Source organism: Xanthomonas translucens pv. undulosa (genome assembly GCF_017301775.1).
Classification (GTDB): domain Bacteria; phylum Pseudomonadota; class Gammaproteobacteria; order Xanthomonadales; family Xanthomonadaceae; genus Xanthomonas_A; species Xanthomonas_A translucens.
This window is the reverse complement of record NZ_CP063993.1, coordinates 3,579,215-3,606,207: the sequence shown is the minus strand read 5'-3', so window position 1 is coordinate 3,606,207 and position 26,993 is coordinate 3,579,215. Positions and strand designations below refer to the sequence as shown.

Annotated in this window: 22 protein-coding genes and 2 pseudogenes; 15 read left to right on the top strand and 9 right to left on the bottom strand. The window is 69.6% G+C overall.

Annotation, left to right across the window (positions count from 1 at the left end; translation table 11 throughout):
• The first annotated feature begins 113 nt into the window (after positions 1 to 113).
• The 5 genes from ISN38_RS15335 to otsA all read left to right on the top strand — a co-directional run bounded on the left by ISN38_RS15335 (position 114) and on the right by otsA (position 7,708).
• Entirely contained in the window at positions 114 to 2,552 is a 2,439-nt protein-coding gene (locus tag ISN38_RS15335) for a TonB-dependent receptor plug domain-containing protein (protein ID WP_047325181.1), read from the top strand.
• A 272-nt stretch (positions 2,553 to 2,824) separates the two neighbouring features.
• Positions 2,825 to 3,616, top strand: coding sequence for a hypothetical protein (locus ISN38_RS15330; RefSeq protein WP_003466318.1), 792 nt, complete (start codon positions 2,825 to 2,827; stop codon positions 3,614 to 3,616).
• A gap of 125 nt (positions 3,617 to 3,741) precedes the next feature.
• The gene (gene otsB, locus ISN38_RS15325; RefSeq protein ID WP_003466321.1) at positions 3,742 to 4,494 is read left to right on the top strand and encodes a trehalose-phosphatase; all 753 of its coding nucleotides are present in this window, start codon (positions 3,742 to 3,744) and stop codon (positions 4,492 to 4,494) included.
• Positions 4,495 to 4,562: 68 nt separating this feature from the next.
• Positions 4,563 to 6,344 (top strand): glycoside hydrolase family 15 protein, encoded by a 1,782-nt coding sequence (locus ISN38_RS15320; RefSeq protein ID WP_003466323.1) that lies wholly within the window; start codon positions 4,563 to 4,565, stop codon positions 6,342 to 6,344.
• The gene (gene otsA / locus ISN38_RS15315) at positions 6,341 to 7,708 is read left to right on the top strand and encodes an alpha,alpha-trehalose-phosphate synthase (UDP-forming) (RefSeq protein WP_003466325.1); all 1,368 of its coding nucleotides are present in this window, start codon (positions 6,341 to 6,343) and stop codon (positions 7,706 to 7,708) included. Before ISN38_RS15320 ends, otsA begins: the two co-directional genes overlap by 4 nt.
• Before the next feature lie 72 nt (positions 7,709 to 7,780).
• Here otsA and ISN38_RS15310 read toward each other — a convergent pair whose 3' ends face one another.
• Positions 7,781 to 7,918, bottom strand: a complete 138-nt coding sequence (locus tag ISN38_RS15310; RefSeq protein WP_155522303.1) for a hypothetical protein — start codon at positions 7,916 to 7,918, stop codon at positions 7,781 to 7,783.
• An 89-nt stretch (positions 7,919 to 8,007) separates the two neighbouring features.
• Between ISN38_RS15310 and ISN38_RS15305 the strand changes: the two genes are divergently transcribed.
• Positions 8,008 to 10,437 carry a membrane-bound PQQ-dependent dehydrogenase, glucose/quinate/shikimate family gene (locus tag ISN38_RS15305; RefSeq protein ID WP_171815506.1) on the top strand — a complete coding sequence of 810 codons (2,430 nt, stop codon included), beginning with the start codon at positions 8,008 to 8,010 and terminating at the stop codon, positions 10,435 to 10,437.
• Between the two features lie 314 nt (positions 10,438 to 10,751).
• A complete protein-coding gene (locus ISN38_RS20615; RefSeq protein WP_256045443.1) occupies positions 10,752 to 10,886 on the top strand; it encodes a hypothetical protein in 135 nt (44 codons plus the stop codon).
• A 192-nt stretch (positions 10,887 to 11,078) separates the two neighbouring features.
• Here ISN38_RS20615 and ISN38_RS20900 read toward each other — a convergent pair whose 3' ends face one another.
• Positions 11,079 to 11,402, bottom strand: a complete 324-nt coding sequence (locus ISN38_RS20900) for a hypothetical protein (RefSeq protein WP_003466329.1) — start codon at positions 11,400 to 11,402, stop codon at positions 11,079 to 11,081.
• Here ISN38_RS20900 and ISN38_RS15295 point away from each other — a divergent pair.
• A pseudogene (locus tag ISN38_RS15295) lies at positions 11,314 to 11,607 on the top strand (methyl-accepting chemotaxis protein); the annotation flags it as partial. The gene ISN38_RS20900 and the pseudogene ISN38_RS15295 overlap by 89 nt on opposite strands.
• Before the next feature lie 305 nt (positions 11,608 to 11,912).
• Here ISN38_RS15295 and pgeF read toward each other — a convergent pair.
• Positions 11,913 to 12,686, bottom strand: a complete 774-nt coding sequence (gene pgeF, locus ISN38_RS15290) for a peptidoglycan editing factor PgeF (RefSeq protein WP_003466333.1) — start codon at positions 12,684 to 12,686, stop codon at positions 11,913 to 11,915.
• A 79-nt stretch (positions 12,687 to 12,765) separates the two neighbouring features.
• Positions 12,766 to 13,773: a 23S rRNA pseudouridine(1911/1915/1917) synthase RluD gene (gene rluD, locus ISN38_RS15285; protein WP_003466336.1), complete on the bottom strand. Its 1,008-nt coding sequence runs from the start codon at positions 13,771 to 13,773 to the stop codon at positions 12,766 to 12,768.
• Between the two features lie 115 nt (positions 13,774 to 13,888).
• Here rluD and ISN38_RS15280 point away from each other — a divergent pair, with 115 nt between their 5' ends.
• From ISN38_RS15280 to ISN38_RS15265, 4 genes and pseudogenes are all read left to right on the top strand, one after another.
• A complete protein-coding gene (locus tag ISN38_RS15280; protein ID WP_003466339.1) occupies positions 13,889 to 14,767 on the top strand; it encodes an outer membrane protein assembly factor BamD in 879 nt (292 codons plus the stop codon).
• Positions 14,768 to 15,144: 377 nt separating this feature from the next.
• A pseudogene (locus tag ISN38_RS15275) lies at positions 15,145 to 15,396 on the top strand (hypothetical protein); the annotation flags it as partial.
• Positions 15,397 to 15,487: 91 nt separating this feature from the next.
• On the top strand, positions 15,488 to 16,225 hold the full coding sequence (locus ISN38_RS15270; protein ID WP_003466345.1) for an ATP-binding cassette domain-containing protein: 738 nt from the start codon (positions 15,488 to 15,490) through the stop codon (positions 16,223 to 16,225).
• A 74-nt stretch (positions 16,226 to 16,299) separates the two neighbouring features.
• Entirely contained in the window at positions 16,300 to 17,721 is a 1,422-nt protein-coding gene (locus tag ISN38_RS15265) for an ABC transporter permease/substrate-binding protein (RefSeq protein WP_399507526.1), read from the top strand.
• A gap of 401 nt (positions 17,722 to 18,122) precedes the next feature.
• Here ISN38_RS15265 and ISN38_RS15260 read toward each other — a convergent pair whose 3' ends face one another.
• From ISN38_RS15260 to ISN38_RS15245, 4 genes are all read right to left on the bottom strand, one after another.
• On the bottom strand, positions 18,123 to 18,443 hold the full coding sequence (locus tag ISN38_RS15260) for a transposase (protein WP_206709568.1): 321 nt from the start codon (positions 18,441 to 18,443) through the stop codon (positions 18,123 to 18,125).
• Positions 18,443 to 19,024 (bottom strand): IS110 family transposase, encoded by a 582-nt coding sequence (locus ISN38_RS15255; RefSeq protein WP_206711875.1) that lies wholly within the window; start codon positions 19,022 to 19,024, stop codon positions 18,443 to 18,445. The genes ISN38_RS15260 and ISN38_RS15255 overlap by 1 nt, the downstream gene beginning before the upstream one ends.
• A 348-nt stretch (positions 19,025 to 19,372) precedes the next feature.
• Entirely contained in the window at positions 19,373 to 20,548 is a 1,176-nt protein-coding gene (locus tag ISN38_RS15250; RefSeq protein WP_003466350.1) for an aminotransferase class V-fold PLP-dependent enzyme, read from the bottom strand.
• A 114-nt stretch (positions 20,549 to 20,662) separates the two neighbouring features.
• Positions 20,663 to 21,760, bottom strand: coding sequence for an acyl-CoA dehydrogenase family protein (locus ISN38_RS15245; RefSeq protein ID WP_003466352.1), 1,098 nt, complete (start codon positions 21,758 to 21,760; stop codon positions 20,663 to 20,665).
• 230 nt (positions 21,761 to 21,990) lie between these two features.
• Here ISN38_RS15245 and egtB point away from each other — a divergent pair, with 230 nt between their 5' ends.
• Positions 21,991 to 23,280 carry an ergothioneine biosynthesis protein EgtB gene (gene egtB, locus ISN38_RS15240; protein WP_038236799.1) on the top strand — a complete coding sequence of 430 codons (1,290 nt, stop codon included), beginning with the start codon at positions 21,991 to 21,993 and terminating at the stop codon, positions 23,278 to 23,280.
• Positions 23,277 to 24,260, top strand: coding sequence for an L-histidine N(alpha)-methyltransferase (gene egtD / locus ISN38_RS15235; RefSeq protein WP_003466359.1), 984 nt, complete (start codon positions 23,277 to 23,279; stop codon positions 24,258 to 24,260). Before egtB ends, egtD begins: the two co-directional genes overlap by 4 nt.
• A 148-nt stretch (positions 24,261 to 24,408) precedes the next feature.
• Here the strand turns inward: egtD and ISN38_RS15230 are convergent, their stop codons facing one another.
• Entirely contained in the window at positions 24,409 to 26,046 is a 1,638-nt protein-coding gene (locus ISN38_RS15230; protein WP_003466362.1) for an NAD+ synthase, read from the bottom strand.
• 410 nt (positions 26,047 to 26,456) lie between these two features.
• Between ISN38_RS15230 and ISN38_RS15225 the strand changes: the two genes are divergently transcribed.
• Entirely contained in the window at positions 26,457 to 26,948 is a 492-nt protein-coding gene (locus tag ISN38_RS15225; RefSeq protein ID WP_141696078.1) for a hypothetical protein, read from the top strand.
• The last annotated feature ends 45 nt before the right edge of the window (positions 26,949 to 26,993 follow it).

The following is a 26,993-nucleotide window of genomic DNA, read 5'->3' as shown; positions in this document are numbered from 1 at the left end:
ACGATTAAGATAATATATCGCTTGACACGATGGATGTACCAAAATTCATTCCGCCTGCGCGGCACGGACGACCGCTGCAGCCGTTTTTTGCGCCGCCGCAGGAGAGACCCCACATGTCGTATCCGTTCGCCCGGCCGCTGAGCCTGGCCATCGCCCTGGCCCTGTCGGCCCCCGCCCTGGCCCAGCAGGCCGCTCCCGGCACCCCGACCAACCTGGACACGATGATCGTCACCGGCACCCGCGCCAGCGGTCGCACCGTGCTCGAGTCCACCGCGCCGGTAGACGTGCTCAGCGCCGAGGACATCCGCAAGGCCGGGGTGGTCAACGGCGAGCTGGGCAGCGCGCTGCAGGCGTTGCTGCCCTCGTTCAACTTCCCGCGCCAGTCCAACTCCGGCGGCGCCGACCACATCCGCGCCGCGCAGCTGCGCGGGCTCTCGCCAGACCAGGTGCTGGTGCTGGTCAACGGCAAGCGCCGCCACACCTCGGCGCTGGTCAACACCGACAGCAAGATCGGCAAGGGCACCACCCCGGTGGACTTCAACGCGATCCCGGTCAGCGCAATCAAGCGCATCGAAGTGCTGCGCGACGGCGCCGGCGCGCAGTATGGCTCGGACGCGGTGGCCGGGGTGATCAACGTGATCCTCGACGACGATCCGGACAGCGGCGCGCTGGAAGCCAGCTTCGGCGCCAACCACACCGACGTGAAGCCGATCGACCGCACCGTCACCGATGGCCAGACCAGCTACGCCAGCGCCAAGGTCGGCACCCGCCTGGGCGACGACGGCGGCTTCTTCAAGGTCGGCCTGGAGCTGAAGAACCACGAGGGTACCAATCGCGCCGGCTACGACCAGATCCCGCCGTTCGAGGCGCAGACCCCTGCCAACCTGGCACTGGCCGGCAAGCGCAACTACGTGCTCGGCGACGGCGCCAGCAAGGACCTCAACGCCTGGATCAACGGCAAGCTGCCGTTCGGCCAGAGCAGCGAGTTCTACTTCTTCGGCACCTACAATCAGCGCGACACACAGGGCGCCAACTATTTCCGCTATCCCGACAGCGACGCCAACTGGACCCAGATCTACCCGAACGGCTACCGCCCGGTGTCGCTGGGCGAGAACCGCGACCTGCAGGGCGTGGCCGGCGCGCGCGGGCAATGGGGCGAGTGGGCCTACGACGCCAGTGTCGACTACGGCCGCAACGACTTCACCTACCGGTTGAAGAATTCGCTCAACGCCTCGCTCGGCCCGGGCAGCACGACCCGCTTCAAGACCGGCGACTACGCCTTCGAGCAGAGCGTGGCCAACCTGGACCTGAGCCGCAGCTTTGACGACGACGGCGCCACCCATACCCTCGGCAGCGGCGTGGAATTGCGCCGCGAGCACTACCGCACCCGCCCCGGCGACCCGGCCAGCTACGCCGCCGGCGCCTTCACCGATCGCCCCACCGGCGCCCAGGCCGGCGGCGGGCTGACCCCGCAGGATGCGGCCGACCTGTCGCGCAACGTCGCCAGCGTCTATACCAGCCTGTCCAGCCAGTTCGGCGACAAATTGTCCACCGACCTGGCCGCGCGCTACGAGCACTACCAGGATTTCGGCGGCGAACTGACCGGCAAGCTGGCCGCGCGCTACGAGTTCGTGCCGGCGTTCGCGCTGCGCGGCGCGATCTCCAACAACTTCCATGCGCCGTCGCTGAGCCAGATTGGCTACGAAGCCACCTCCACCGGCTACGACGCGGCAGGCCAGCTGCTGCAGGGCCGGCTGCTGTCGGTCAACAATCCGATCGCGCAGGCGCTGGGCGCGCGCGCGCTGCAGCCGGAGAAATCGGTCAACTACAGCTTCGGCTTCACCAGCCGCATCGGCTCCCACTTCGACCTGTCGCTGGACCTGTTCCAGATCGACATCAACGACCGCATCGCATTGTCCGAAGACATCAACGGCAACGCGCTGACCGCGTTCGTGGCGCAGAACTTCGGCGTCAGCGGCCTGCAGAGCGCCAGCTTCTTCGTCAACGCCGCCGACACCCGCACCCGCGGCGCGGAGCTGGTCAGCAACTGGCGGCAGGCGCTGGGCGATGGCCAGTTGCAACTCACCGGCACCTGGAGCTACGCCAAGACCGAACTGAAGAACCTGGTCGCCACGCCGCCGCAGCTGCTGGCGCTAAATCCGGACTACGTGCTGTTCGGCGTGGAGGAGAGCAACACCCTGACCGACGCCGCGCCGCGCACCCGCGCCCAGTTCGCCGCCAACTGGAACAACGACCGCTGGGCGCTGCAGACCCGGGTCAGCCGCTACGGTAGCGCCACCCGCGTATTCGACTTCGGCGGCGGCTTCGTGCCGCGGCAGACCTACGGCGCCAAGTGGCAGCTCGACGCCGAGGTCGAGTACCACATCAGCACGCAGTGGAGCGTGGCGCTGGGCGGGCAGAACCTCACCGACAACTACTCCGACCGCTCCAACAGCGATATTTCCTACTTCGGCAACCTGCCCTACGACGTGCTGTCGCCGATCGGCAGCAACGGCGCGTATTACTACGGGCGGGTGCGCTACACCTTCTGACCGGCGCGCCCGCACGGCGAGGTGCAGGGCGCCGAGCGCGTTCCCCGTTGTGCGCAAACCCGGGGCGGGCAGACGCTGCGACAGCGGGCGAAGCGCAGGTCCAGTGCTGCCCGCGCCGGATCGGCGTCGCTCGCCACGCCACCAGCGAAAGCCGGAGGCAGCGTCCACATGCCTCACCGCCAGTTCGCCCAAGACGGCAAAGATTCGCTGCACGGCAGCCGTGGCGCTCAGGAACAGTCATGCTGTCAGTATTATTTCGCTGAAAAATAGCCATGCGTCTCGCCCTTCCCAAGAGCAGGCTGTCGAAAACCGCGTATGCGGACGACGGCGCGCAGGCGCATAGCGCGTCCTCGTCGACACTGCCCTCCCCCGAACACGGCCACGCGCCCGTGGCGCCGGATCTGCCGCGCGCCCCGCGCCCTATGCTGTCGAAGCATGAAAGCCTGCAGCGCCAGCCGAGGCGCTACGCGCAATACGCTGACCCTACGGCTGCGCTGCCGTTGCCGCCCACGAATATGCCAGGCCTGATGCAAGAGATCAGCGAAGAGCCGCATGAAGGCCCAAACGCGGCGGCTGGCATCGAGCGGTCCGAGCACGCGCTTTCGGTCGCCGAAACATCGCAAGGCTCCGCGTCCGCGCAACCACTGCACACCCCGGATATCCTCCACCTGATGCGGGAGATCTACGAAAACGACCTGCATGATGGCCCCGAACTGGCCGAGCTCGCCGAGCGGATTGAGCGGGAGGGAAAGCGGACATCGCAACACTCCGCCCCCGCGACTGCGCCGACGAACCCGGATATCCCACGCCTGCTTCAAGCGGTCCACGAAAAAAACAGCGCCCAGGGCAACGCGTTGGCTGCGCTCGTCGAGCAAATCGAGCGCTCCGAGCGCGAGTCCGCGACTGCGCGGCCAAATCCCGATGTCGACATCCTGCTGCAACAAATCCGCCAAAGAGTGCCGGACCAAGCCAGCGCGTTGGCGGAACTCGTCGAGCGCAGCGAGCGCCCCAGCCCTGACAGAAAAACCACGTGCTTTCCGCTATTTAGGAGAGCAAGACCCTGACCGATGAAGATGGGAAATGGGTAAAAGCACGAGCCGCGCGTCGGCCTCCCGCTTTTGCTCTTCCAATTTTCCATTCTCGGCCCCAATCCACTTGGCCCTAACGCTGTCTCGTTCATTATGAAGCGATGGCAGACGCGCACCCCCTCCGACCGCCGCCGCCGCGCCTGGACGATGCCTGCGCATTGTTCCTGGACGTGGACGGCACCCTCATCGAATTCGCCGATCGCCCCGACGGCGTGTACCTGCTGCCCGAGGTGCGCGAGGCGATCGGCCGCATCAGCGACCGCCTGCACGGCGCGCTGGCGCTGGTCAGCGGCCGGCCGCTGGCGCAGCTGGACGCGCTGTTCGCGCCCTTGCGCCTGCCGGCCGCCGGCCTGCACGGCCACGAACTGCGCAGCGACATCAATGCCCGCGCGGCGATGCCGGCCGATACCTCGCAGTGGCTGCACGGCTTGCACCAGCGCGCCGCGCACCTGCGCCAGGCGCATCCCGGCGTGCTGGTCGAAGACAAGGGCGCCAGCCTGGCCTTGCACTGGCGCGCCGCGCCAGAAGCCGGCGCGCAGGTGCTGGCCTTCGCCCAGGCGCAGATCGAGGCCCTGCCCGGCTACCGCCTGCAGCCCGGCGACCACGTGGTCGAGTTCGTGCCCGAGGGCAGCGACAAAGGTGTGGCACTGACCACGCTGTTGCAGCGGCCGCCGTTCCAGGGCCGCCGCCCGGTGTTCGTCGGCGACGACCTCACCGATGAGTTCGGCTTCGAAGCGGCCAATGCCGCCGGCGGCTGGAGCGTGCTGGTCGGTCCGCGCGAACACAGCGCGGCGACCTTCGCCCTGCCCGATCCGCGCGGCGTCCACGCCTGGTTGCGCGACAACGCGGCATGATTCCGGCGCCCCGCGACGGCGCCCCGCTCCGTCCCCTCCCCGACAGCGCACAAGGATCCGCTTCCTCCATGAGTTCCCCCAATCTCGATCTCGGCGTGATCGGCAACGGCAGTTTCGGCGCGTTGGTCGACAAGCAGGCGCGCGTGGTGTGGAGCTGCCTGCCCGCCTTCGACGGCGACCCGGCGTTCTGCGCGCTGCTGTCGCCGCGCGACCACGACGGCGGCGATTTCAGCATCGAGCTGGAGGATTTCGCCGACAGCGAGCAGCACTATCTGGCCAACACCGCGATCCTGCGCACCGTGCTGCGCGACGCGCACGGCGGTACGGTGGAAGTGATCGACTTCGCGCCGCGCTGGCGCAACCACGGCCGTTTCTACCGGCCGGTCAGCATCATCCGCCAGGTACGGCCGCTGGCCGGCAACCCGCGCATCCGCGTGCTGGCGCGGCCGCTGGCCGACTGGGGCGCGCGCAAGCCGGAAAGCACCTGGGGCAGCAACCACGTGCGCTGGCTGCTGCCGGATTTCACCCTGCGCCTGACCACCGACGTGCCGGTGCGCTTCATCCGCGACGAACTGCCGTTCGTGCTCAGCCACCCGGTCAACCTGATGCTCGGCGTGGACGAATCGCTGACCCGCTCGCTGACCGGCTACATCCAGGAAGCGCAGGAACGCACCGAGGAATACTGGCGCGAATGGGTGCGCTACCTGTCGGTGCCGCTGGACTGGCAGGACGCGGTGATCCGCAGCGCGATCACCCTGAAACTGTGCCAGTACGAGGACAGCGGCGCGATCATCGCGGCGATGACCACCTCCATCCCCGAAGCGCCGGACACCCCGCGCAACTGGGACTACCGCTATTGCTGGCTGCGCGACGCCGCCTTCGTGGTGCGCGCGCTGAACCGGCTCGGCGCCACCCGCACCATGGAGCAGTTCCTCGGCTACATCTTCAACATCGCCACCACCGACGGCAGCCTGCAGCCGCTGTACGGCATCGGCTTCGAGGCCGCGCTGGAAGAACACGAAGTGCCGTCGCTGGCCGGTTACCGCGGCATGGGCCCGGTGCGGCGCGGCAACCTGGCCTGGATCCAGAAGCAGCACGACGTGTACGGCAGCGTGGTGCTGGCGTCCACGCAACTGTTCTTCGACCTGCGCCTGAAGGATCCCGGCGACAAGGACACCTTCCTGCGCCTGGAGCCGCTGGGCGAGCACGCGTTCGCGCTGCACGACGTCCCCGACGCCGGGCTGTGGGAATTCCGCGGCCGCGCCGAAGTGCACACCTACACCAGCGCGATGTGCTGGGCCGCCTGCGACCGCCTGGCCAAGATCGCCGCGCGGCTGGGCCTGGACGCGCGCGTGGCGTACTGGCGCGAACGCGCCGACCGCATCCACGCGCGGGTGCTGGCCGAGTCGTGGAGCGCCGAGCGCGGCCACTTCACCGACACCTTCAACGGCCATCGCCTGGACGCCTCGCTGCTGTTGCTGGCCGACATCGGCTTCATCGCCCCGGACGACGCGCGCTTTGTCGCCACGGTCGAGGCGATCGGCCGCGACCTCAAGCACGGCGACGCGCTGTACCGCTACGTGGCGCCGGACGATTTCGGCGCGCCGGAAACCAGCTTCACCATCTGTACGTTCTGGTACATCGACGCGCTCGCCGCGATCGGGCGCAAGGACGAAGCGCGCGAGCTGTTCGAGCGCATCCTCGCGCGCCGCAATCACCTGGGCTTGCTGTCGGAGGATCTAGCCTTCGACAACGGCGAGGCCTGGGGCAATTTCCCGCAGACCTATTCGCACGTCGGCTTGATCATCGCCGCGATGCGGTTGTCGCGCAGCTGGCAGGAGGCGTCATGAGCAGATTGGTGGTGGTATCCAACCGCGTGGCCTTGCCCGGCGAGAACCGCGCCGGCGGCCTGGCGGTGGGCTTGCTCGCCGCGTTGAAGGAACGCGGCGGGGTGTGGTTCGGCTGGAGCGGCAAGACCGTGCGCGGCGACAGCGGCGCGCTGCACGAGCAGACCCAGGGCGACATCCGCTTCGTCACCATGGACCTCAACCGCGCCGACCTGGACGCGTACTACAACGGCTTCGCCAACCGCACGCTGTGGCCGCTGCTGCACTTCCGCCTGGACCTGGTCGACTACGATCGCGCCACCCGCGAGGGCTATCGCCGGGTCAACGCGATGTTCGCCGAGAAGCTGGCGCCGCTGCTGCGCGAAGACGACACGGTGTGGATCCACGACTACCACCTGATCCCGCTGGCAGCGCTGCTGCGCGAGCGCGGCATCGGCTGCCGCATCGGCTTCTTCCTGCACGTGCCGTTCCCGTCGGCCGACCTGATCCAGGCCCTGCCCGACCATGCGCGGCTGTTCTCCGGCTTCTACGCCTACGACCTGGTCGGCTTCCAGACCCAGCGCGACGTGGACCGCTTCCAGGCCTACGTGCGCCTGTTCGGCGGCGGCAAGGTGATCAAGGCCGGCGTGCTGGAAGCGCCCGGCGGGCGCCGCTTCCGCGCCGAGAAATTCCCGATCGGCATCGACACCGAACTGATCGCGCAGCAGGCGCGCGCGGCGGTGACCAAGCCGGCGGTGCGCGACCTGCGCAGCAGCCTGCGCGACCGCCAGTTGGCGATCGGCGTGGACCGGCTGGACTATTCCAAGGGCCTGCCCGAACGCTTCCTCGGGTTCGAGCGCTACCTGGAGCGGCATCCGGACCAGCGCGGCAGCCTCACCTATCTGCAGATCGCGCCGGTCTCGCGCGGCGACGTCACCGAATACAAGCAGCTGCGCAACCAGCTCGAACAAATCGCCGGGCACATCAACGGCGGCCACGCCGAGCCGGACTGGACGCCGCTGCGCTACGTCAACCGCAACTTCACCCACGCCACCCTGACCGGCTTCTACCGCGCTGCCCAGGTCGGCCTGGTGACGCCGCTGCGCGACGGCATGAACCTGGTGGCCAAGGAATACGTGGCCGCGCAGGACCCGGAGAATCCCGGCGTGCTGGTGCTGTCGCTGCTGGCCGGCGCCGCCGACGAGCTGAAGGAAGCGCTGCTGGTCAATCCGCACGACCTGGACGGCGTGGCCGATGCGATCGCCACCGCCTCCTCGCTGCCCAAGGCCAAGCGCATCGAACGCTGGCAGACGATGATGGAGCACCTGCGCAAGAATGACATCGGCGTGTGGCGGCAGCGCTACCTGCAGGCGCTGGAGCGGCGCTGATTCGCGCCTGCCGCGGCCGTTGCCTGTCGCGGCCCGCGCGCCAGCGCACGCACAACGCAGGTTTCTGCGCGGTCACGGAACGCGCACGCCGATTCCTTTAAAGTTGCTGCCCATACGCCGCGCATCGACACCCTGGGAGGGGCGCGCGGCGTGCACGTTGAGCGCCAGGTCGCAGCCGATGCAGCCGAACCAGCGCTCGATCCCCTCCACGATCTGCCTGCGCCAGCACGGCGCCGCCGGATCTTCTGCAGACCCTCTCCATGACCGCTCATTCCCCGAAACACGGACCCGGCACCTGGCTGTTCGTCGCCTATGCCGTGGTCATCGCCCTGATCGGCGCCGCCCTGGTCGCGATGGGCGGGCAACTCGTCGCCGTCGGCGGCTCCTGGTACTACCTGCTGGCCGGCCTGGCGCTGGTCGTGTCCGGCGCGCTGCTGGCGCTGGGCCGCCGCGCCGGGCTGTGGCTGTTCGGCCTGGCCCTGGCCGCGACCATCGCCTGGGCGCTGGCCGAAGTCGGCCTCGACGGCTGGGCGCTGATCCCGCGCCTGGCGATGATCTCGGTGCTCGGCCTGCTGCTGTTGCCGTTCTGGAAGGTGGCGCGCCGGCGCCTGGCGCCGCTGTCCGGACTGGGCTACGCGTTGGTCGCCGGCGTGCTGCCGGTCCTCGGCGCGCTGCTGGTGTTCGTGCCGCTGCTGTTCCCACGCACTGTCGAGCTGGCCGATCCGGCGCTGGCCGCGCAACGGCCGCAGGACGCGTTCAGCCGCACCACGGTGAACAGCCCCGACGGCAACGTCGCCGCCAACCACGACGCCGGCAACTGGACCGCCTACGCCGGCTCCAACCTGTCCAACCACTACAGCCCCGGCGCGCAGATCACCCCGGCCAACGTCAAGGACCTGAAGATCGCCTGGGAATTCCATACCGGCGACCTCAAGCCCGCCGGCTCCAAGCTCGGCTATGCGTTCCAGAACACCCCGCTGAAGGTCGGCGACCTGGTCTACATCTGCACCCCGACGCAGAAGGTGATCGCGGTCGAGGCCAGCACCGGCAAGGAGCGCTGGCGCTTCGATCCCAGGACCAACCCCAAGGCGATGGCCGGCGTCGCCGCCACCACCTGCCGAGGCGTGTCCTATTTCGAGGCCACCACCCCGGTCGCCGAATGCGCCAAGCGCATCTTCTGGCCGATGGTCGATGGCCGCCTGGGTGCGCTCGACGCGGCCACCGGCAAGCTGTGCGAGAGCTTCGGCGACCACGGCTATGTGGATCTGAACAAGGACACCGGCAACACCAAGCCCGGCTTCGTCGGCCCCACCTCGCCGCCGGTGGTGATGCGCGGCGTGGTGATCCAGCCCACCGGCCAGGTCCGCGACGGCCAGGAACGCGATGCGCCGTCCGGCGTGGTGCGCGCCTTCGACGCGATCAGCGGCCAGCTGCGCTGGGCCTGGGACCTGGGCAATCCGTCCATCGACGCCGCGCCGCCGGCCGGCCAGACCTATACCCGCTCGACCCCGAACGTGTGGTCGCTGATGGCCGCCGACGACGCACTGGGCCTGGTCTACCTGCCCACCGGCAACGCCTCCGGCGACTTCTTCGGCAAGGGCCGCACCCCGCAGGAAGAGGAATACACCGCCTCGCTGGTCGCCGTGGATGCGGCCACCGGCAAGGAGCGCTGGCACTTCCGCACGGTCAACCACGACCTGTGGGACTACGACATCGGCCCGCAGCCGAACCTGGTCGATTTCCCGGTCCCCGGCGGCGGCACGCGCCCGGCGGTGATCCAGGCCACCAAGTCCGGCCAGGTGTTCGTGCTCGACCGGCAGACCGGCAAGCCGATCATGCCGGTGCAGCAACTCCCGGTACCGCAGGGCACCGACCACGGCGACTGGACGGCCAAGACCCAGCCGGTGTCGCCGGGCATGCCCAACACGGTCGGCGCGCCGAGCAAGGGCTACGAGACCATCGTCGAATCCGACGCCTGGGGCATCACCCCGTTCGACCAGCTGGCCTGCCGCATCCAGTTCAAGCAGTTGCGCTACGAAGGCATGTTCACCCCGCCCAGCCTGCAGGGATCGCTGTCGTTCACCGGCAACCACGGCGGCATCAACTGGGGCGGCGTGTCGGTGGACCTGCAGCGCGGCATCATGGTGATGAACAGCAACCGCCTGCCGTACACCGAACACGTGTACCCGCGGCAGGAGATGAACGCACTTGGCGTGGTCTCGGTGTTCAACGGCAAGAGCAGGACGCCCGGCTACATGGCGCAGGAAGGCCTGGCCTACGGCGCGCGCAAGGAACCGTGGATGTCGCCGCTGAACACGCCGTGCATCGCCCCGCCGTGGGGCTACGTCTCCGGCGTGGACCTGCGCACCCAGCAGGTGATCTGGCGGCGTCCGCTGGGCACCGGCTACGATCAGGGCCCGATGGGCATCCCGTCGAAGATGAAGTTCGAGCTGGGCACGCCGAACAACAGCGGCTCGCTGGCCACCGCCGGCGGCGTCACCTTCATCGGCGCGGCGCTGGACAACTTCCTGCGCGGCTACGACACCCAGACCGGCAAGCTGCTGTGGGAAGTGCGGGTGCCGGCCGGCCCGCAGGCCGCACCGCTGAGCTATACGGTGAACGGCAAGCAGTACATCGTCGCCGCGATCGGCGGCCACGACCGCATGGAGACCAAGCCCGGCGACAGCGTGATCGCCTGGACCCTGCCGGACGCCGCGCCGGCGAAGTAACGCCAACCCGCTTCCGCCAGACCCGATCGGCCGTCGCAAGACGGCCGGTTTTTTTTGTGCCGGGAGCGCTGCCAGCCAACGGCGGCGCGTTCACGCATGTGCCCGTTGCGGGCGCGGCCTCGCCGAGCGACCCATTGCACCGCAGCAAAAATTTGAACGTTTTCAGCCACCTATCGCGCCTATTCAGGTGCGACATTTCCGACGAGCGGTCTGTGTCGCGGTCAAGCCCACGAACCTGCCGGCCGATACTGAGAGGCACACTACCTTTTGTCGACGCGAGCGGATTGCGCCGATCTTCCCAGCCGCTAGCCGCCATGAGCCTGCCAGACGCCGCATCCCCTCGCCCAACTGGCAGCTCCCGCCTGCCCGCCCGCGCCTTGCCGTTCGGCCTGGCCTATGCGCTGGGCCTGTTGGCGATGGCGCTGTACGCGTTGCATCTTGGCCGCTAGCTCGGCCCGAACAGCCCGGCCCTGGCGCGGCTGACGCCGGCATTGATCGCCGCAGCGCTGCTGGTGGCGGCGCTGTGCTGGGCCGGCACACGCCGCGCCGTCGCAGCGCGTATTGCAGGCGCTGGGCGAAGGTCGCTTCGAACAACGCCTCGATAGCACCGCGGCGACGCCGACAGCGCGCGTCTGCGCGCGCTACAGAGCGCGCAGACGCGGCTGGCCGCACGCCAGGCCGAGACCGAGGCCGAACTGCGCCGCGACCGCTTCGTACTGCAGGCGCTGGACGACCTGGACACCATGCTCCGCATCGCCGACGACGACGGCCGCGTGCACTTCGCCAACCGCAAGCTGCTGCAGATGCTGCGCGCGATCGAGCCGGACGTACAGAGCGTCCGCCCCGAATTGCGCGCCGAGCAGTTCGTCGGCGGCAGCATCGGCGACATCGCACGAGATCGTCGGCTCGGTGCAGCGCGTGACCGGGCTGATCGGCGAGATCAGCGCCGAGCAATCCAGCGGCATCGAGCAGCTCAACCGCACGGTGATGCAGCTGGACGAAGTGACCCAACGCAACGCCGCGCTGGTGGAAGAAGCCACCGCCGCGGCACGCAGCATGGAAGAACAGGCCGACAGCTTGGCCACCGCGGTGGCGGTGTTCCGGATCGCACCGGCCCGCGCGCAACCCGGCGACGGCAAGGTCACCCGGTTGGTGCGCGGCACCGGCTGAGCCGGCGCACTGCGCGATCGCCAGCCGCGGCAACGGACGCACGCGCTGCCGTGCGGGCTGCAACCACAGCCGCGACGGCAGCGCATGCGCGCCGAAGCGGCGCTGTCAGCGCTCGCCCTGCGCAGCGGCGCTGAAGGTCAGCTTGATCGGAGCGTGGCACTGGCCGGCTGCAACCGCGCCAGCCACGCGCACAGCGGCGGGGTACTCCGGCATGGCCGACGTAGCGCTGCCGCTGTGACACCGGATGTAGCGTGCGCAGCGCATGCGGCAGCCGCGCGAACGCCGGCCCCAGCCGTTAGGCGTGCTCAGTCCGCGATCCATGCCAGCGTCGCCATGCGCCCGCTGCGGCGGTCGCGGCGATAGGAAAAGAAGCGCTGCGCATCGGAGATCGTACACAGGCCGCCGCCGTGCACCTGCGCCGGGTCGATCCCCGCCGCGGCCAGGCGCTGTCGTGCCAGCGCATACAGGTCCACCCGCCAGTGTCCGGGGCGGGTCGCCACGAAAGCGCTGGCCGCGGCCGGATCGTGGCCGAGGAAAGCATCGCGCACGTTCTCGCCGATCTCGTACGCCTGCGGCCCCGCGGCCGGCCCCAGCCAGGCCTGCAACTGCGCCGGCGGCGTGCGCAGCGCGGCGACGCTGGCTTCCAGCACGCCGCCGGCCAGGCCTTGCCAGCCGGCATGCGCGGCGCCGACCTCGCTGCCGTCGTGGGCGGCGAGCACCACCGGCAGGCAGTCGGCGGTCAGGATCGCCAGCACCACCCCAGGCACCGCGGTGACCGCGGCATCGGCGGTCGGCTCGGCGTCGATGCCGACCGCGGCCGGCGGCTGCTCGAAGCGCAGCACCCGCACCCCGTGCACCTGCCGTAGCCAGTGCGGCGGCGACGGCAGCGCCAGGCGCGCGGCCAGTTCGTCGCGGTTGCGCTGCACCGTGGCCGGATCGTCGCCGTCGGCCGCGCTGCGGTTGCCCAGGTTGAAGCGGTCAAACGGCGGCACCGAGGCGCCGGCGCCGACGCGCAGCGTGGTCAGCGCGCATACCCGCGGCGATGCCGGCCAGTCGGCGGCGAGGGCGAAGTCAGTCATGCGGGTGCGGCCCGCTGTAGCACCGCACCGGCCACGCGGGCGAACCGCGCCACTGCGCCCGCACCCGGCCGCCCCATCCTCAGCGCCGCGCCTGCTCGGCGGCCAGCCGCGAATCGACCCGCAGCGCGGCCAGCAGCCGTTGCAGGTCGGCCGGCACCGCGGCGCTGGCGCGCACCGGCTCGCCAGTCAGCGGATGCTTGAATTCCAGCGTCTCGGCATGCAGCGCCTGGCGCTTGAAACCGCGCAGTTCGGCGATCAGCTCATCGGTGGCGCCCTTGGGCAGCTTCAGCGCGCCGCCGTACAGCGGGTCGCCGATGATCGGGTGCTTCAGGTGCGCCATGTGCACGCGGATCTGGTGGGTGCGCCCGGTCTCCAGGCGGCACTCCAGCGCGGTATGCGCGCGGAACCGCTCGCGCAGCCGGTAATGGGTGACCGCGTCGCGGCCGTCCTCGCGCACCGCCATGCGCAGGCGGTCGCGCGGGTGGCGGTCGATCGGCGCAGTGGCGGTGCCGCCGGAGACCAGCGGCCCGGCCACCACCGCCAGGTACTGGCGGTGCACGTCGCGCGCCGACAGCTGCGCTACCAGCGAGGTGTGCGCCGGCAGAGTCCGCGCCACGACCATCGCGCCACTGGTGTCCTTGTCCAGCCGGTGCACGATGCCCGCGCGCGGCAGCGACGCCAGCGAGGGGTCGCGGTACAACAGGGCGTTGACCAGGGTGCCGCTGGGGTTGCCGGCGCCCGGATGGACCACCAGCCCGGCCGGCTTGTTCAGCACGATGACTTGGTCGTCCTCGTACAGCACCTCCAGCGGGATGTCCTCGGGCAGCGCGTGGGTCTGGGTCTCCAGCACCACGTGCAGGCTGGCGATCTCGCCGCCGCGCAGGGCGTCGCGCGGCCGCGCCGGGGCGCCGTCCAGCAGCGCGTCGCCGGACTTGATCCATTCGGCCAGGCGCGAGCGCGAGAATTCGGGAAACAGCTCGGCCAGCACCGCGTCGAAGCGGCGGCCGGCAGCGTGGTCAGGCACGCGCGCCTGGCGCGGGCCGTCGGAGACGACGTCCTCGGGGGTGTCCGGGAGGGTATTGGGCATGAAAAGGGCACGGCTACGTCGGAAAGGGAGGGCCGCGGCGGCCATAGTCAGTCGCCGGACAGGCCACTAGGCTATCATCGCTCCTTCGTATTCCTGACGTGTCCTGCCCGAACCCATGATCCGACGCTCCGTCCCGCTCTCCGCGCACGTCCGTTTCATCGCCCTGATGCTGGTCATGGTCGTCGTGGCGACGGGTTGCCACCGCCAGAAGAACAAGAATCCCGAAGAAGGGATGCCGGTGGAGCAGCTGTACCAGAAGGCGCACACGCAGATGCAGACCAGCAACTGGGCCGGCGCCGAGGGCAGCTTCAAGCGGCTGATCGCGCAGTACCCATACGGCCAGTACACCGAGCAGGCGATGATCGAGTCCGCCTACGCCCAGTACAAGGCCGGCAAGCACGACGACGCGGTGTCCAGCATCGACCGCTTCATCCGCACCTATCCGACCCACCGCGACATCGCCTACATGTACTACCTGCGCGGGCTGTCCAACTCCAACCGCGACACGGTGTTCCTGCGCCGGGTGTGGTCGCTGGACCCGAGCCGCCGCGACCTGTCCACGCCGCAGCAGGCCTACGCCGACTTCAACATCGTCGCCGAGCGCTATCCGAACAGCCGCTACGCCGCCGACGCGCGCCAGCGCATGATCGCGCTGCGCAACGTGTTCGCCCAGCACGAGCTGGACAACGCGCTGTACTACCTGCGCCGCGACGCCTGGGTGTCGGCCGCCGGCCGCGCCAACTACCTGCTGGAAACCTATCCGCAGAGCGCCTACCAGTACGACGCGGTGGCGGTGCTGGCCGACGCCTACACCCACCTGGGCAACAAGCCGCTGGCCGACGATGCGCGCCGGGTGCTGGAACTCAACGACCCCAAGCATCCGTGGCTGACCGGGCATTGGCCGAAGTACCCGTGGATGATCCGCAAACTCAACCCGTTCGCTGGCGAGAAGTCTGCTTCCACCGGGCAGTCCAACTCGGAAATGGCCAACTGAGCCAGCCTGCCGGGTGCAAGAAAACAGGGGCCGCAAGGCCCCTTTTTCGTTTCCCGGCCAGGCCATTGCCGATGTCATCCGTGGACACCGGCTGCCGGCCAGGCTGCGCCGACTGCGTCCACCCAGGACCGTAGCTGTCCGCACAGTGGCCAGCGGCAGCGCCCTGGACATGCGATCCCGGCCACTGGCGCCGGCCGCCGCCAGTGTCGCGATCTGTGGTGCAGCGCCCAGCCGCTGCGCGCGCACGCAACGGCCACTTGCTAGGCTCGACCCACTGGCCCGCCGTCCCTGTGCGCCTGCGGCGCCGCCCGCCGCCACAACGCTCACGGCCCTGACAGGAGACGCGCCATATACCCCGCTTGCCCGCCCCTCTGCTGCTGTCGCTCGCCCTTGCCGCCCTCGCCGCCGCCCTGCCCGCCGACGCCGCCGAGCGCCGCGCCGCCGCAGCGGCCATCGTGTTCGGGGTCAACGGCCACGACGACCGCCCGGCCTATCCGCTGAGCCAGGCCGAGGCCGTGTTCAAGCTGCTCGACCAGCGCAACCTGCGCAGCTACCGCTTCGACGTGGACCCGCGCAACTTCGCCGTGCTCGACAGGCTGGTGGCGCTGTCGCGGCAGTACCGCATCAGCCGACACTGCAACTGCTGACCGATTTCGCAGATTGAGCGCGCCGGCCGCGCCTTCGCGCGCCAGGCGACGCGGCCCGGCTATGCTTGAACGCATGTTCGAACTGCATCAGGTCACCCGCCGCTACGGCGACGCACTTGCGCTGGACCGGGTCGATCTGCGCATCGCCCCGGGCCGCAGCACCGCGCTGATCGGCCCCAGCGGCGCCGGCAAGTCCAGCGTGCTGCGCATGCTGCTCGGGCTGGAATGGCCGGACGCCGGCCAGGTCCGCTTCCAGGGCGAGCCGCTGCGCCGGGACACCCTGCTGGCGCAGCGCCGCCGCATCGGCTACGTGATCCAGGAAGGCGGGCTGTTCCCGCACCTGAGCGCGCGCGACAACGCCACGCTGCTGGCGCAGACCCTGGGCTGGGCACGGCCGCAAATCGATGCCCGCTTGCACGAACTTGCCGCACTGTGCCGCCTGCCCGAGGCCTTGCTGGCGCGCTATCCCGCCGAGCTGTCCGGCGGCCAGCGCCAGCGCGTGGGCCTGATCCGCGCGCTGCTGCTGGACCCGCCGGTGCTGCTGCTCGACGAACCGCTGGGCGCGCTCGACCCGATCGTGCGCCACGAGCTGCAGACGCAGATGCGCGAGCTGTTCGCGCTGCTCGGCAAGACCGTGGTGCTGGTGACCCACGATGTCGCCGAGGCCGCCTACCTGGGCGATACCCTGGTGCTGATGCGCAACGGCCGCATCGTGCAGCAAGGCAGCGTGCGCGACCTGCTGGATGCGCCGGCCGAGCCGTTCGTCGGCCAGTTTTTGCACGCGCAGCGCACGCTGGAGGACGCGCAGTGAGGGCCGCAATGCGCCGCCGCGCGTCGGCGTTGCTCGCGCTCGCGGCGCTGTGCGCCCTGCTCGCCAGCACGGCGATGGCGGCGCCGGCCAAGGTGGTGGTCGGCTCGAAGAACTTCACCGAGGCGGTGGTGCTCGGCGAGATCGCCACCGGTGCCGGGCGCCAGGCGGGGGTGCAGGTCGAACACCGGCGCCAGCTCGGCGGCACCCGCATCCTGTGGCGCGCGCTGCAGCAGGGCTCGATCGACGCCTATGCCGAATACACCGGCAGCCTGGCCACGGAACTGCTGCAGCTGCCCGATGCCGACGATGCCGCGCTGCGCCGCGCCCTGGCGCAGCGCGGCCTGGCGATGAGCGCGCCGCTGGGCTTCGACAACACCTATGCGTTCGGCATGCGCCGGCAACGCGCGCAGGCGCTGGGCATCGCCCGCATCTCCGACCTGGCCGCGCATCCGTCGCTCAAGCTCGGGCTCAGCAACGAGTTCGTGTCGCGCGCCGACGGCTGGCCCGGGGTGCGCGCGGCCTACCGGCTGCCGCAGACCCCGACCGGACTGGACCACGATCTGGCCTATCGCGCGCTGGACAGCGGCGCGATCGACATCACCGACCTGTACAGCACCGACGCCGAAATCCCGGCGCACGACCTGCTGGTGCTGCAGGACGACCGCCACTACTTTCCGCGCTACGCCGCGGTGTTCCTGTATCGCAGCGACCTGGCGCAGCGCGCGCCGCACTTCGTGCAGGCGTTGCAGGGCCTGGGCGGGCGCATCGACGCGGCGACGATGCAACGGCTCAATGCCGAGGCGAAGTTGGACAAGCGTGCCGAAAGCGCAATCGCCGCGCACTGGCTGGGCATCGCCGCCCCCGCGCAGGACAGCCGGCTGACGCGCCTGCTGCACCACACCCGCGAACACCTGGCACTGGTCGCCCTGTCGCTGGGCCTGGCCCTGCTGGTGGCGTTGCCGCTGGGCATCGTGGCGGCTTATCGGCCGCGGCTCGGCCAGGTGCTGCTGTCGCTGACCGGGGTGCTGCAGACGCTGCCGTCGCTGGCGGTGTTCGTATTCATGATCCCGTTGTTCGGGATCGGCGCCAAGCCGGCGATCGCCGCGCTGTTCCTGTACAGCCTGCTGCCGATCGTGCGCAACACCCATGCCGGCCTGACCGGGATCGCCCGCGAGTTGCGCGAAACCGCCGCGGCGATCGGCCTGCCGCCCGGCACGCGGCTGTGGCGGATCGAACTGCCGCTGGCCTTGCGCACCATCCTGGCCGGGATCAAGACCGCGGCGGTGATCAATGTCGGCACCGCCACCCTGGGCGCGCTGATCGGCGCCGGCGGCTACGGCCAGCCGATCCTCACCGGCATCCGCCTGGACGACCTCGGCCTGATCCTGGAAGGCGCGGTGCCGGCGGCGGTACTGGCGCTGCTGGCGCAGGCGCTGTTCGAAGGACTGGAGCGCTGGCTGACTCCGCGCGGCCTGCGCCTGGCGGCACGGCGCTGAGGCCTGCGCGTCGCGGTGTTGCTCATCGAGCGAGAGCAGAACCAGCGTGTGCGCCATCCATCGATGGCACCGCGGCATCGGCGAGTGACCGACGCCGGAACCGGTCGGGACTGAAGTCCCTCCCACAATGCACCCAGCCGACCCACCGCACGCCCTTGTAGGAGCGGCTTCAGCCGCGACAGACGAAGCGGTGAGCCTTCCGGCTCAGGTCACAGTCGGGACTGAAGTCCCTCCCACAGTGCTCCCAGCGAACAGGCCGCAAGTTCCTGTAGGGAGCGACTTCAGTCGCGACGAGCGAAGCCAGGAACCTTGGCGGTTTTGCTCGCCTGTCGCGGCTGAAGCCGCTCCTACAGTGCACCCTGCGAGCAAGCCGCAAGCGCCTTGTAGGAGCAACTGTCTTCTCATCCGATCACCTCACGCCATGGTGTGCGATCTCGTGCCATGGCGTTGAGTCGGATAAGCAGTACGCGCATGCATGCGGTGATGGCGACCTTGGCGGGCTTGCCGCGTGCCCGTAACTGTTGATAACGCTCCTTGAAGGAGGCTTGGGTGCGCACAACGCTCCAACAGGCCATGTACAGCACTCGTCGGATCGTGGCACGCCCGCCGCGGATGCGGCGTTTGCCGCAGTGCTGCCCGCTGTCCACGTTGTAGGGAGCCAGGCCGACCAGGGCCGCGATCTGACGACGATCCAGCGTCCCCAGTTCGGGCAGATAGGCCATCAGGCTGGCGGTGGTGACCTCGCCGATGCCCGGGACCGTGCCCAGGGCGTGCGCCAGCGCATCGTCGAGCTGGCACCGCACCTGCTTGATCGCCCGTTCATCCGCTGGATACGGCGGCGCAAGTCGCCGATCTGCTCGATCAGGCACGCGCGCACCATGGCCAGGGTCGCCTGATGCAACCGACGGCGCTCGTCGTCACGTTGCTGGACCAGTTGCTCGCGGCGCTGGACCAGCATGCGCAGTTGCTCACGCAAGGGATCGGGAACCGGCGCGGGCGCTTGCACCAGTTGAGCCATGCGCGCCAGCAAGGCCGCATCCAGCGGATCGGTCTTGGCGGTTGTGCCCAAGGCCGTGGCGAAAGCGCGTGCCCGGCGCGGATTGATCCGGGTCACCGGGATCCCTGCCGTGGCCAGTGCCGTCATCACCGCCCGTTCGTAGCCGCCGGTGGCCTCCAGCAGCGCGTTGCCGACGCAGTGCCCGGCAAGGTGGTCGCACAGGCGCTGGTGGCCCTGGGCGGTATTGGGAAAGGACAGCAACTGGTCCAGGGGAAGCACGTGGACGGCCAAGGTGTCCTTGGCCACATCGATACCGATCCAAAGGGCATAAGCGTTAGGTAGACTAAGGGACAGGAGAGAGCCACCTCGTCGCTGCCCACGCTTGTGAAGTTCGAGCGAACGCTCGTTCAACTGTTCGGGCTAGGCAACGAGGTCGATGTGCGGCCGCCCTGGCTCCTACACGTGCTGGAACACTGCGGCCTGTCGGCGTGCCGCACATCGCTCTCCACTCAAACTGTAAAGCAACCTCTAGACACAAGCGGCTTCAGCCGCGACGAACGAAGCAGAAGACAATCCAGGGTCCGCTCGCGGTCGGAGCTGCAGCCCCTCCTGCAGTGCACCCAGCAGGCTGGCGGCAAGTTCTTCCACGAACGATCAACGCCAGCGCCACCCGCGCGCAGCAGCAACCATCTCCCGCGCCAGCCCACGCATCGCCTCCGGCGTCAGCTGCAGGTACGGCGCGATGCGCAACGCGCCGTGGCGGTGCGTGCAGATCACCTGCGCGCGTTGCAGCCACGGCAGCAAGGCCTGCAGCGCAGACGCCGGCGGACGCAGCGCGGACAGATGCGGCGCATGCCCAGGCACCGTCCAATCGCCAACACCCTGCGCCTGCAGCTCATCCTCGAACGCCGCACCGAGTTCGCCCAGCCGCGCGGCGATCCGCGCCGGCTGCCAGTGCTGCAGCTGCTGCAGCGCCGCGCTGGCCATCGCCAGCCGCAACGGTTCGGCCACGCCGCCGGCATCAAAGCGGCGCGCGCCAGCGCGGAACGGCGGCGGCGCTGCGACCGGGAAGTTCCAGTCCGCGCCAGGATCGCGCGCCTGCCAGTGGTGCTCGATCGGCACCCCATGCGCGCGCCAGTGCGGCGAGGCCCACAGCCAGGCCAGTCCCATCGGCCCGAGCAGCCATTTGTGCCCGACCGCCACCACGAAGTCCGGCCGCCACGCCGCCAGCCGCGCCGGCAGCACGCCCAGGCTCTGGCTCAGGTCCAGCACCAGCGCCGCGCCCGCCGCATGCACGCGCGCGGCGATGCGGTCCAGGTCCAGCAGCGCGCCGTCGCGCCAGTAGGCATTGGGCAGGGTGGCGATGCGCACCCGCGGCTGCGCGTCCAGCGCGGCCAGTACCGCCTCGGTCCAGTCCTGCTGCGGCCCACGCCGCACCACCGCCAGCTGCGCGCCGGACTCGGCGCAGCGCTGCTGCCACAGCAACAGGTTCGACGGAAACTGGCCGTCGAGCAGCAGCACCGCCTCGCCAGCGGCCAGCGGCAATTGCCGCGCCGCGGTGGCCAGGCCGTAAGCGGCCGACGGCAGCATCGCCACGCCGTCCGCGTCGCCGTCGAACAGCGTGGCGGCGGCCAGGCTGCGCAGGGTCTCGATCTGCGCGCGCCAGGCGTCGAAGGACAGCGTCCACGGCGCGATCGACTCCGCCAACGCCGCCTGCCCGGCGGCAAGCACGCTGGCCAGCCGCGGCCCCTTGCTGGCGGTGTCCAGATACCGCACGCCCTCGGGCAGGACGAAGGCATGCGGCGCCTGCAGCAAGTCGAGCGGCGCCATCGGCGGCGCGTTGCCAGCCGCGATGGACGGAGTGGACGGAGCGGTTGGCATGTTCGCCTGCGGCGCTATCTGCAATCGACGGCCCATCATGCCGCATCTCGGGGAAGCTGCCGATCAAGGGTAACCGGGTGGCGTGGACTGGCCGAGCAGCACGCGGCCCGCACTCTGCCAGTGGCCTTCGGCCAGCAGCGCGTGCTGCGCCACGACCAGCGCATCGTGCAGGTAGCGCTGCATCGGCTCGGCGCGAAAGATGGCGGACGTACCGGCCAGTGTGAAAGCGGCGCGCGCCACCTCGGCGCCTGCGCGGGCGGCATTGGTCGAGGCCAGGCGCAACAGGTTGACCTGCTGCGGGTCGACCGCATCGCCCGCCAAGGTCGCCTGCCAGACGCTTTCGGTGGTTTCGTAAAAAAACGCGCGCGCCGAACGCAATTGCGCTTCGGCCTTGGCCAGTTCGATCTGCACATAGGCGCGATCGGCCAGGTTGGGCGCACCGGTGATCGCCACGCGGCCATCGGCCGCGGCCACGATCTCGTCCAGCGCCGCACGCGCCACGCCCAGGCCGACCACGGCCAGCACCTGCGCGGCAAAGGCGATCGACGGGTAGCGATACAGCGGCGCCGCCAGGGTCGGCGCGCCGCCGCGGATGAAGGTCCACTCCGGCCGCACGACCGCGGCATCCACGACCACATCGTGGCTGCCGGTGCCCTGCATGCCGATGACGTCCCAACCGTGTTCGATACGCACCTGGTCGCGCGGCAGCACCGCCATGCGCGGCAGACCCGGTACCGGGTCGGTATCCAGGGCGATGCCCACGCCCAACAGCGACGCCGCGGTGCAGCCGCTGCTGAACTTCCAGCGGCCGGCCACGTGGATGCCATCGGCTCTGGCCTGCGCGGCCTGCGGCGGGAACACCGCCCCGGCGAACACCACGTCCGGGCCATCGGCGTAAATCCGCTGCAGAGTTTCCAGCGGCAACGCGGCCAAGTACTTGATCGAGGCACCGAAACTGGCGACCCAACCGGTCGATCCATCGGCCTGGCTGATACGCTCGATCAGCTTGCAAAACTCCGCAGGGCCGACCTCCTCGCCGCCCATGCTGCGCGGCACCAGCGCGCGATACACGCCCACCCGGCGCAGCTTTTCCACGATGTCTGGCGCCAGGCAAGCCTGCGCGACAAACTCGTCGCGGCGCGCGCGGATTTCCGACAACATGGCCTCGAGTGCGGCGTACAGGGGCAACGACGGCCTCACATCACTGGCAACAGCGGCCATTGTGTGTGCCCTGGCGCGGCGTTTCTGCGACGCCCTTCTAACCTATGGGCGCAACTCAGCGCGTCGGCCACGCGATTCGAAGCATACGCGAACGTATGGAACTCAACAGGTCAACGCGATTTTTCGCCGCACATGACGGCATATTCACGTTCGTCCCCTAAGCTTGCCGGATGCAAGCGACCTCTTCGGCGGCATCCCCCTCGTCCGCAGCGTCCAGCGTATCGTTGGCGGCCCGTTTCCGCAGCGTACGCCAGCGCACCAGCCTGCTCGCCGCGCCGCTGAGCGAGGAGGACGCGATGGTGCAGAGCATGGACGATGCCAGTCCGGTGAAATGGCATCTGGCACATACCACCTGGTTCTTCGAACGCTTCGTGCTCGGCGCCGACGCCAGCTACCTGGCGATCGATCCGCAGTGGGACTACCTGTTCAACAGCTACTACCAGAGCGTCGGCCCGATGCATGCGCGGCCGCGCCGCGGCGTGCTGTCGCGCCCGTCCATGGCGCAGGTGCGCGACTACCGCGCCGAGGTGGAGGCACGCGTGCTGGCGCGGCTGCAGGCCGGCGATCTGTCGGCGCAGACGCTGCAGGTGTTGGAACTGGGCCTGCACCACGAGCAGCAGCACCAGGAGCTGCTGCTGACCGACATCAAGCACGCGTTCTGGAGCAACCCGCTGGCTCCGGCGTATCGCGACGATCTGGCCGTGGCGCAGACGCCGGCCACGGCGCTGCGCTGGATCCAGCGCGATGAGCAAGTATGCGAGATCGGCGCGCCCGGCTGGCCGGCGCATGCCGCCTTCGCCTACGACAACGAATCGCCGCGGCACCGTGTGCTGGTGCAGGCGCATGCGCTGGCCAGCCGTCCAGTGAGCAATGCCGAATACGCCGCGTTCGTCGCCGACGGCGGCTACCGCAACGTCGCGCTGTGGCTCAGCGACGGCTGGGCGCGGCGCAGCGCCGAGGATTGGCAGCGGCCGCTGTACTGGCACGCCGACGGCGCGCGCGAGTTCACCCTGGGCGGCTGGCGCGAGCGCGACCCGCATGCGCCGGTCTGCCACATCAGTCTGTTCGAAGCCGACGCCTATGCCCACTGGGCGGGCGCCCGCCTACCGACCGAGGCCGAATGGGAGCAGGCCGCCACCGGCGTGGCCATCGCCGGCAACTTCCTCGACACCGATGCATTGCACCCGCACGGCGCAGCGCACGGCGAAGCCGGCCTGCAGCAGTTGTTCGGCGATGTCTGGGAATGGACCGGCAGCGCCTACCTGGCCTACCCCGGCTTCCGCCCGTGGTCGGGCGCGCTGGGCGAATACAACGGCAAATTCATGAACGCGCAATGGGTGTTGCGCGGCGGCAGCTGCGCCACGCCGCACGACCACATCCGCGCCAGCTACCGCAACTTCTTTCCCTCCGATGCGCGCTGGCAATTCGCCGGCGTGCGCCTGGCCAAGGACCCCGCATGAACGCCGCGACCGCCCGCGCCCTGACCGAAGCCGCACTCACCGACCTGCACCCGCAGCCCGACGATATCGCCGCCGACGCGATCGCCGGCCTGTCGCACAGCCCCAAGCAGCTGCCGTCCAAGTATTTCTACGACGCCGAGGGCTCGCGCCTGTTCGAGGCGATCACCCGCCAGCCCGAGTACTACCTGACCCGCACCGAGCTGGATCTGCTGGAAGCGCGGATGCCATCGATCGCGCAGGCGGTGGGCAGCGGCGCGCACGTGGTGGAACTGGGCAGCGGCAGCGGGCGCAAGACCGAATTGCTGCTGGAAGGCCTGCGCGCGCCGGTGGCCTACACCCCGATCGAGATCTCGCGCGACATGCTGATGTCCAGCACCGCGCGCCTGGCCGAGCGCTTCCCGCGCATCCAGATGCTGCCGGTCTGCGCCGACTTCACCACCCCGGTGACGCTGCCGGCGCCACAGCGCAGCGCGGGCCGCACCCTGGTATTCTTCCCCGGCTCCACGCTCGGCAACTTCACCCGCGACGACGGCATCCAGCTGCTGCGCTCGATGCGCGAGACCATGCGCCACGACGGCTGCGCGCTGATCGGCATCGACTTGATCAAGGACGTGTCGGTGCTGGAAGCGGCCTACAACGACGCGGCCGGGATCACCGCCGAGTTCACCTTGAACCTGCTGCGCCGCCTCAACCGCGAGATTGGCAGCGACTTCGACCTGCAGCAGTTCCGCCACCGCGCGGTGTATGCGCGCGAACGCCAGCGCATCGAGACCTTCCTGGTCAGCCAGCGCGCGCAGCAGGTGCACGTGGCCGGACGCCGCTTCGATTTCGCCGCCGGCGAAGCCATGGAGGTCGAATACAGCCACAAATACAGCGACCAGAGCTTCGGCGAAATGGCCGCGGCCGTCGGCCTGCGGGTCAGCCACGGCTGGAACGCGCAGGACGATGCGTTCGGATTGCGCTTGCTGCAGGTGGTGTGAGGGAGGCCGGGACTCGGGACTCGCACAGCGGCGTGCGAGGCGGCGCAGGTTTCCGGCTGCGGCCCGCCCCTGTAGGAGCGGCTTCAGCCGCGACCGGCACCCAGGCATCCCGGGATTGCAACGAAGGCACCGCGGCATCGCCTCCCGCCTACGCCTGATACCCGTTACTGATCGGATAACGCCGTTCGCGCCCGAACGCGCGCCGCGACACCTTCGGTCCCGGCGCGGCCTGGTGCCGCTTCCATTCGGTGATGCGCACCAGCCGCACCACGTGATCGACCACCTCGGCGGCATAGCCGGCGGCGACGATCTCGTCGCGCGATTCCTCTTGGTCCACATAGTGATACAGGATGCCGTCGAGCACGTCGTACGGCGGCAGCGAATCCTGGTCGGTCTGGTTGGCGCGCAGTTCCGCCGACGGCGGCCGCGCGATCACCGCCGGCGGGATCACCGGCGCGCCGCCGACCGTGTTGCGCCATTTCGCCAGGCCGAACACTTCGGTCTTGTACAGGTCCTTCAGCGGCGCATAGCCGCCGCACATGTCGCCGTAGATGGTGGCGTAGCCGACCGCGTACTCGCTCTTGTTGCCGGTGGTCAGCAGCAGCCCGCCGAACTTGTTGGCCAGCGCCATCAGGATCACGCCACGGCTGCGCGACTGCAGGTTCTCTTCGGTGACATCGGGCTGGGTGCCTGCGAACAACGGACCGAGGGCCTGCAGCAGGCCCTCGAACGCCGGCTCGATCGCCACCGTCTCCAGCTTCACGCCCAGCGCGCGGCATTGCGCATCCGCCAGGTCGTTGGACATGTCGGCCGTGTAGCGCGACGGCAGCCGCACCGCGGTGACGTTGTCCGCGCCCAGCGCGTCCACCGCCATCGCCAGCACCAGCGCCGAATCGATGCCGCCGGACAGGCCCAGCCACACCTTGGAAAACCGGTTCTTGCCGCAGTAATCGCGCAGCCCGCGCACCACCGCGCGCCAGGCCAGCGCGTCCATGCTTTCGTCGCCGTCGTCGATCCAGCGCAACGGCGTGAACGCACGCGTCTGCGTCGCGTAGTCCACCACCAGCCATTGGTCGATGAACGCCGCCGCGGCCGGATGCACGCTGCCGTCGCCATCGGCGACCACCGAGGCACCGTCGAACACCAGCGCATCCTGGCCGCCGACGACATTGAGGTAGGCCAGCGCCGCACCTGTCTCGCGGGTGCGCTCGGCCAGCAGCGCATCGCGCTGCGCATGCTTGCCGCGCTCGTAGGGCGAAGCGTTGGGCACCAGCACCAGTTCGGCGCCGTTGCGCACGGTATCGGCCAGCGGCTCGGGGAACCACAGGTCCTCGCAGATCACCAGGCCGACCGGCGTTCCCTTGACCTCGAACACGCAGCTGCCGCCATCCGGATCGACATCGAAATAGCGGCGCTCGTCGAACACCGCGTAGTTGGGCAGTTCGCGCTTGCGGTAGGTGGCTTCGATGCGCCCGCCGCGCAGCACGCTGGCCGCGTTGTAGACCACGCTGCCGGCACTCTGCGGCCAGCCGACCACCGCCACGATGCCGTGCACGCGCACGGCGATGCGCTGCACCGCCAGCTCGCAATCGGCAAGGAAGCCGGGACGCAGCAGCAGATCCTCCGGCGGATAACCGCTGACCGCCAGTTCCGGGAACAGCACGAGGTCGGCGCCGTACTCGTCGCGCGCCTCGTCGATCATCGCGATGATGCGATCGGTGTTCTGGGCCACGGCGCCGACCGGAAAATCGAACTGGGCCATGGCGATGCGAAGGGAAGAGGACATGGACAACCTTACAGAAGCGAAAGGGCAACATTGCCCGCGGGCATGCGGATGCTCGGACGTGCCGAGCGCACGGCGCCAAGGCATCCGCACGGCGGAAAGCGCAGTGTAGCGCCGCACCGCGCCGTGGCCGACGATCTGCTGCTGTCGTCGGCTAGTGCGCCGCTTGCCAGAGGCGGCGTGACGCGTGTGCGGCAGGTCAGGTGCACTGCAGCAAGGGCCTGCGGCGGGTTCGCACGCCCAGCGCCGGTCACCGATAGACCGCACGTCGCACCCGAGGTCGCCCACCCAGGAACGCGCAGGCGCAACCGCGGAAGAGTCCGTACCCATCTGCTACCACAGTGGCGGTCAGCGGCGGCATGCGCTACTCCAACAAGGCCGACGTCGCGACCCTGCATTGGTGAAGCCGGCGCTTGGCGCCGCGGTTCACGGACCTTGGCGATCAGATTGGCGAGATCTCTTGCACCAGCGATCCTGAGCAGTGTGAGCCCTGCGGCATCATGCCCGCTGGCCGGAGCGGCCTTGTACGCCATCGAGGCGAGAAGGCGAACAGCGGCCGCAACGTCCACGGTAAAACAGCACCCGCTGGGCGCACCACTCTGGAAATCGAGATCGTGCACCGGTGCGTAGGGCCGATTGCCGCCGAGATCGTGCTCTGCAACTTGGCGACCCTGTCGCGGTCGCCGGCCCAGGCCGATGCTTGCGGGAACGAGAAGGAGTGCGCATTGGCGACGTCCGCATCGGCTTTGGCCTGGCACATGTGCAGCTGGGCGGCGCCAAGCCTAGCCGGATACAGCGCAGGCCATTGGTGCGGGCATCATCACCCACGGATGGCGGCCGAACAGGTCCGCCGCGCCCTCCTCGGCGACATCGATGCACAAGGACGCGGCCGCGGCCGCCGCTGACCGAGGCGAATGGGAGGGACGCCCTCCCGTTCGCCTTTCCGATCG

Coding starts and splice junctions, on each gene's coding strand:
- ISN38_RS15335 (WP_047325181.1), top strand. CDS start 114: ATGTCGTATCCGTTCGCCCGGCCGCTGAGCCTGGCCATCGCCCTGGCC.
- ISN38_RS15330 (WP_003466318.1), top strand. CDS start 2,825: ATGCGTCTCGCCCTTCCCAAGAGCAGGCTGTCGAAAACCGCGTATGCG.
- otsB (WP_003466321.1), top strand. CDS start 3,742: ATGGCAGACGCGCACCCCCTCCGACCGCCGCCGCCGCGCCTGGACGAT.
- ISN38_RS15320 (WP_003466323.1), top strand. CDS start 4,563: ATGAGTTCCCCCAATCTCGATCTCGGCGTGATCGGCAACGGCAGTTTC.
- otsA (WP_003466325.1), top strand. CDS start 6,341: ATGAGCAGATTGGTGGTGGTATCCAACCGCGTGGCCTTGCCCGGCGAG.
- ISN38_RS20615 (WP_256045443.1), top strand. CDS start 10,752: ATGAGCCTGCCAGACGCCGCATCCCCTCGCCCAACTGGCAGCTCCCGC.
- ISN38_RS20900 (WP_003466329.1), bottom strand. CDS start 11,402: ATGCCGCTGGATTGCTCGGCGCTGATCTCGCCGATCAGCCCGGTCACG.
- pgeF (WP_003466333.1), bottom strand. CDS start 12,686: ATGACTGACTTCGCCCTCGCCGCCGACTGGCCGGCATCGCCGCGGGTA.
- rluD (WP_003466336.1), bottom strand. CDS start 13,773: ATGCCCAATACCCTCCCGGACACCCCCGAGGACGTCGTCTCCGACGGC.
- ISN38_RS15280 (WP_003466339.1), top strand. CDS start 13,889: ATGATCCGACGCTCCGTCCCGCTCTCCGCGCACGTCCGTTTCATCGCC.
- ISN38_RS15270 (WP_003466345.1), top strand. CDS start 15,488: ATGTTCGAACTGCATCAGGTCACCCGCCGCTACGGCGACGCACTTGCG.
- ISN38_RS15265 (WP_399507526.1), top strand. CDS start 16,300: ATGGCGGCGCCGGCCAAGGTGGTGGTCGGCTCGAAGAACTTCACCGAG.
- ISN38_RS15260 (WP_206709568.1), bottom strand. CDS start 18,443: ATGGCCTATCTGCCCGAACTGGGGACGCTGGATCGTCGTCAGATCGCG.
- ISN38_RS15250 (WP_003466350.1), bottom strand. CDS start 20,548: ATGGCGCCGCTCGACTTGCTGCAGGCGCCGCATGCCTTCGTCCTGCCC.
- ISN38_RS15245 (WP_003466352.1), bottom strand. CDS start 21,760: ATGTTGTCGGAAATCCGCGCGCGCCGCGACGAGTTTGTCGCGCAGGCT.
- egtB (WP_038236799.1), top strand. CDS start 21,991: ATGCAAGCGACCTCTTCGGCGGCATCCCCCTCGTCCGCAGCGTCCAGC.
- egtD (WP_003466359.1), top strand. CDS start 23,277: ATGAACGCCGCGACCGCCCGCGCCCTGACCGAAGCCGCACTCACCGAC.
- ISN38_RS15230 (WP_003466362.1), bottom strand. CDS start 26,046: ATGTCCTCTTCCCTTCGCATCGCCATGGCCCAGTTCGATTTTCCGGTC.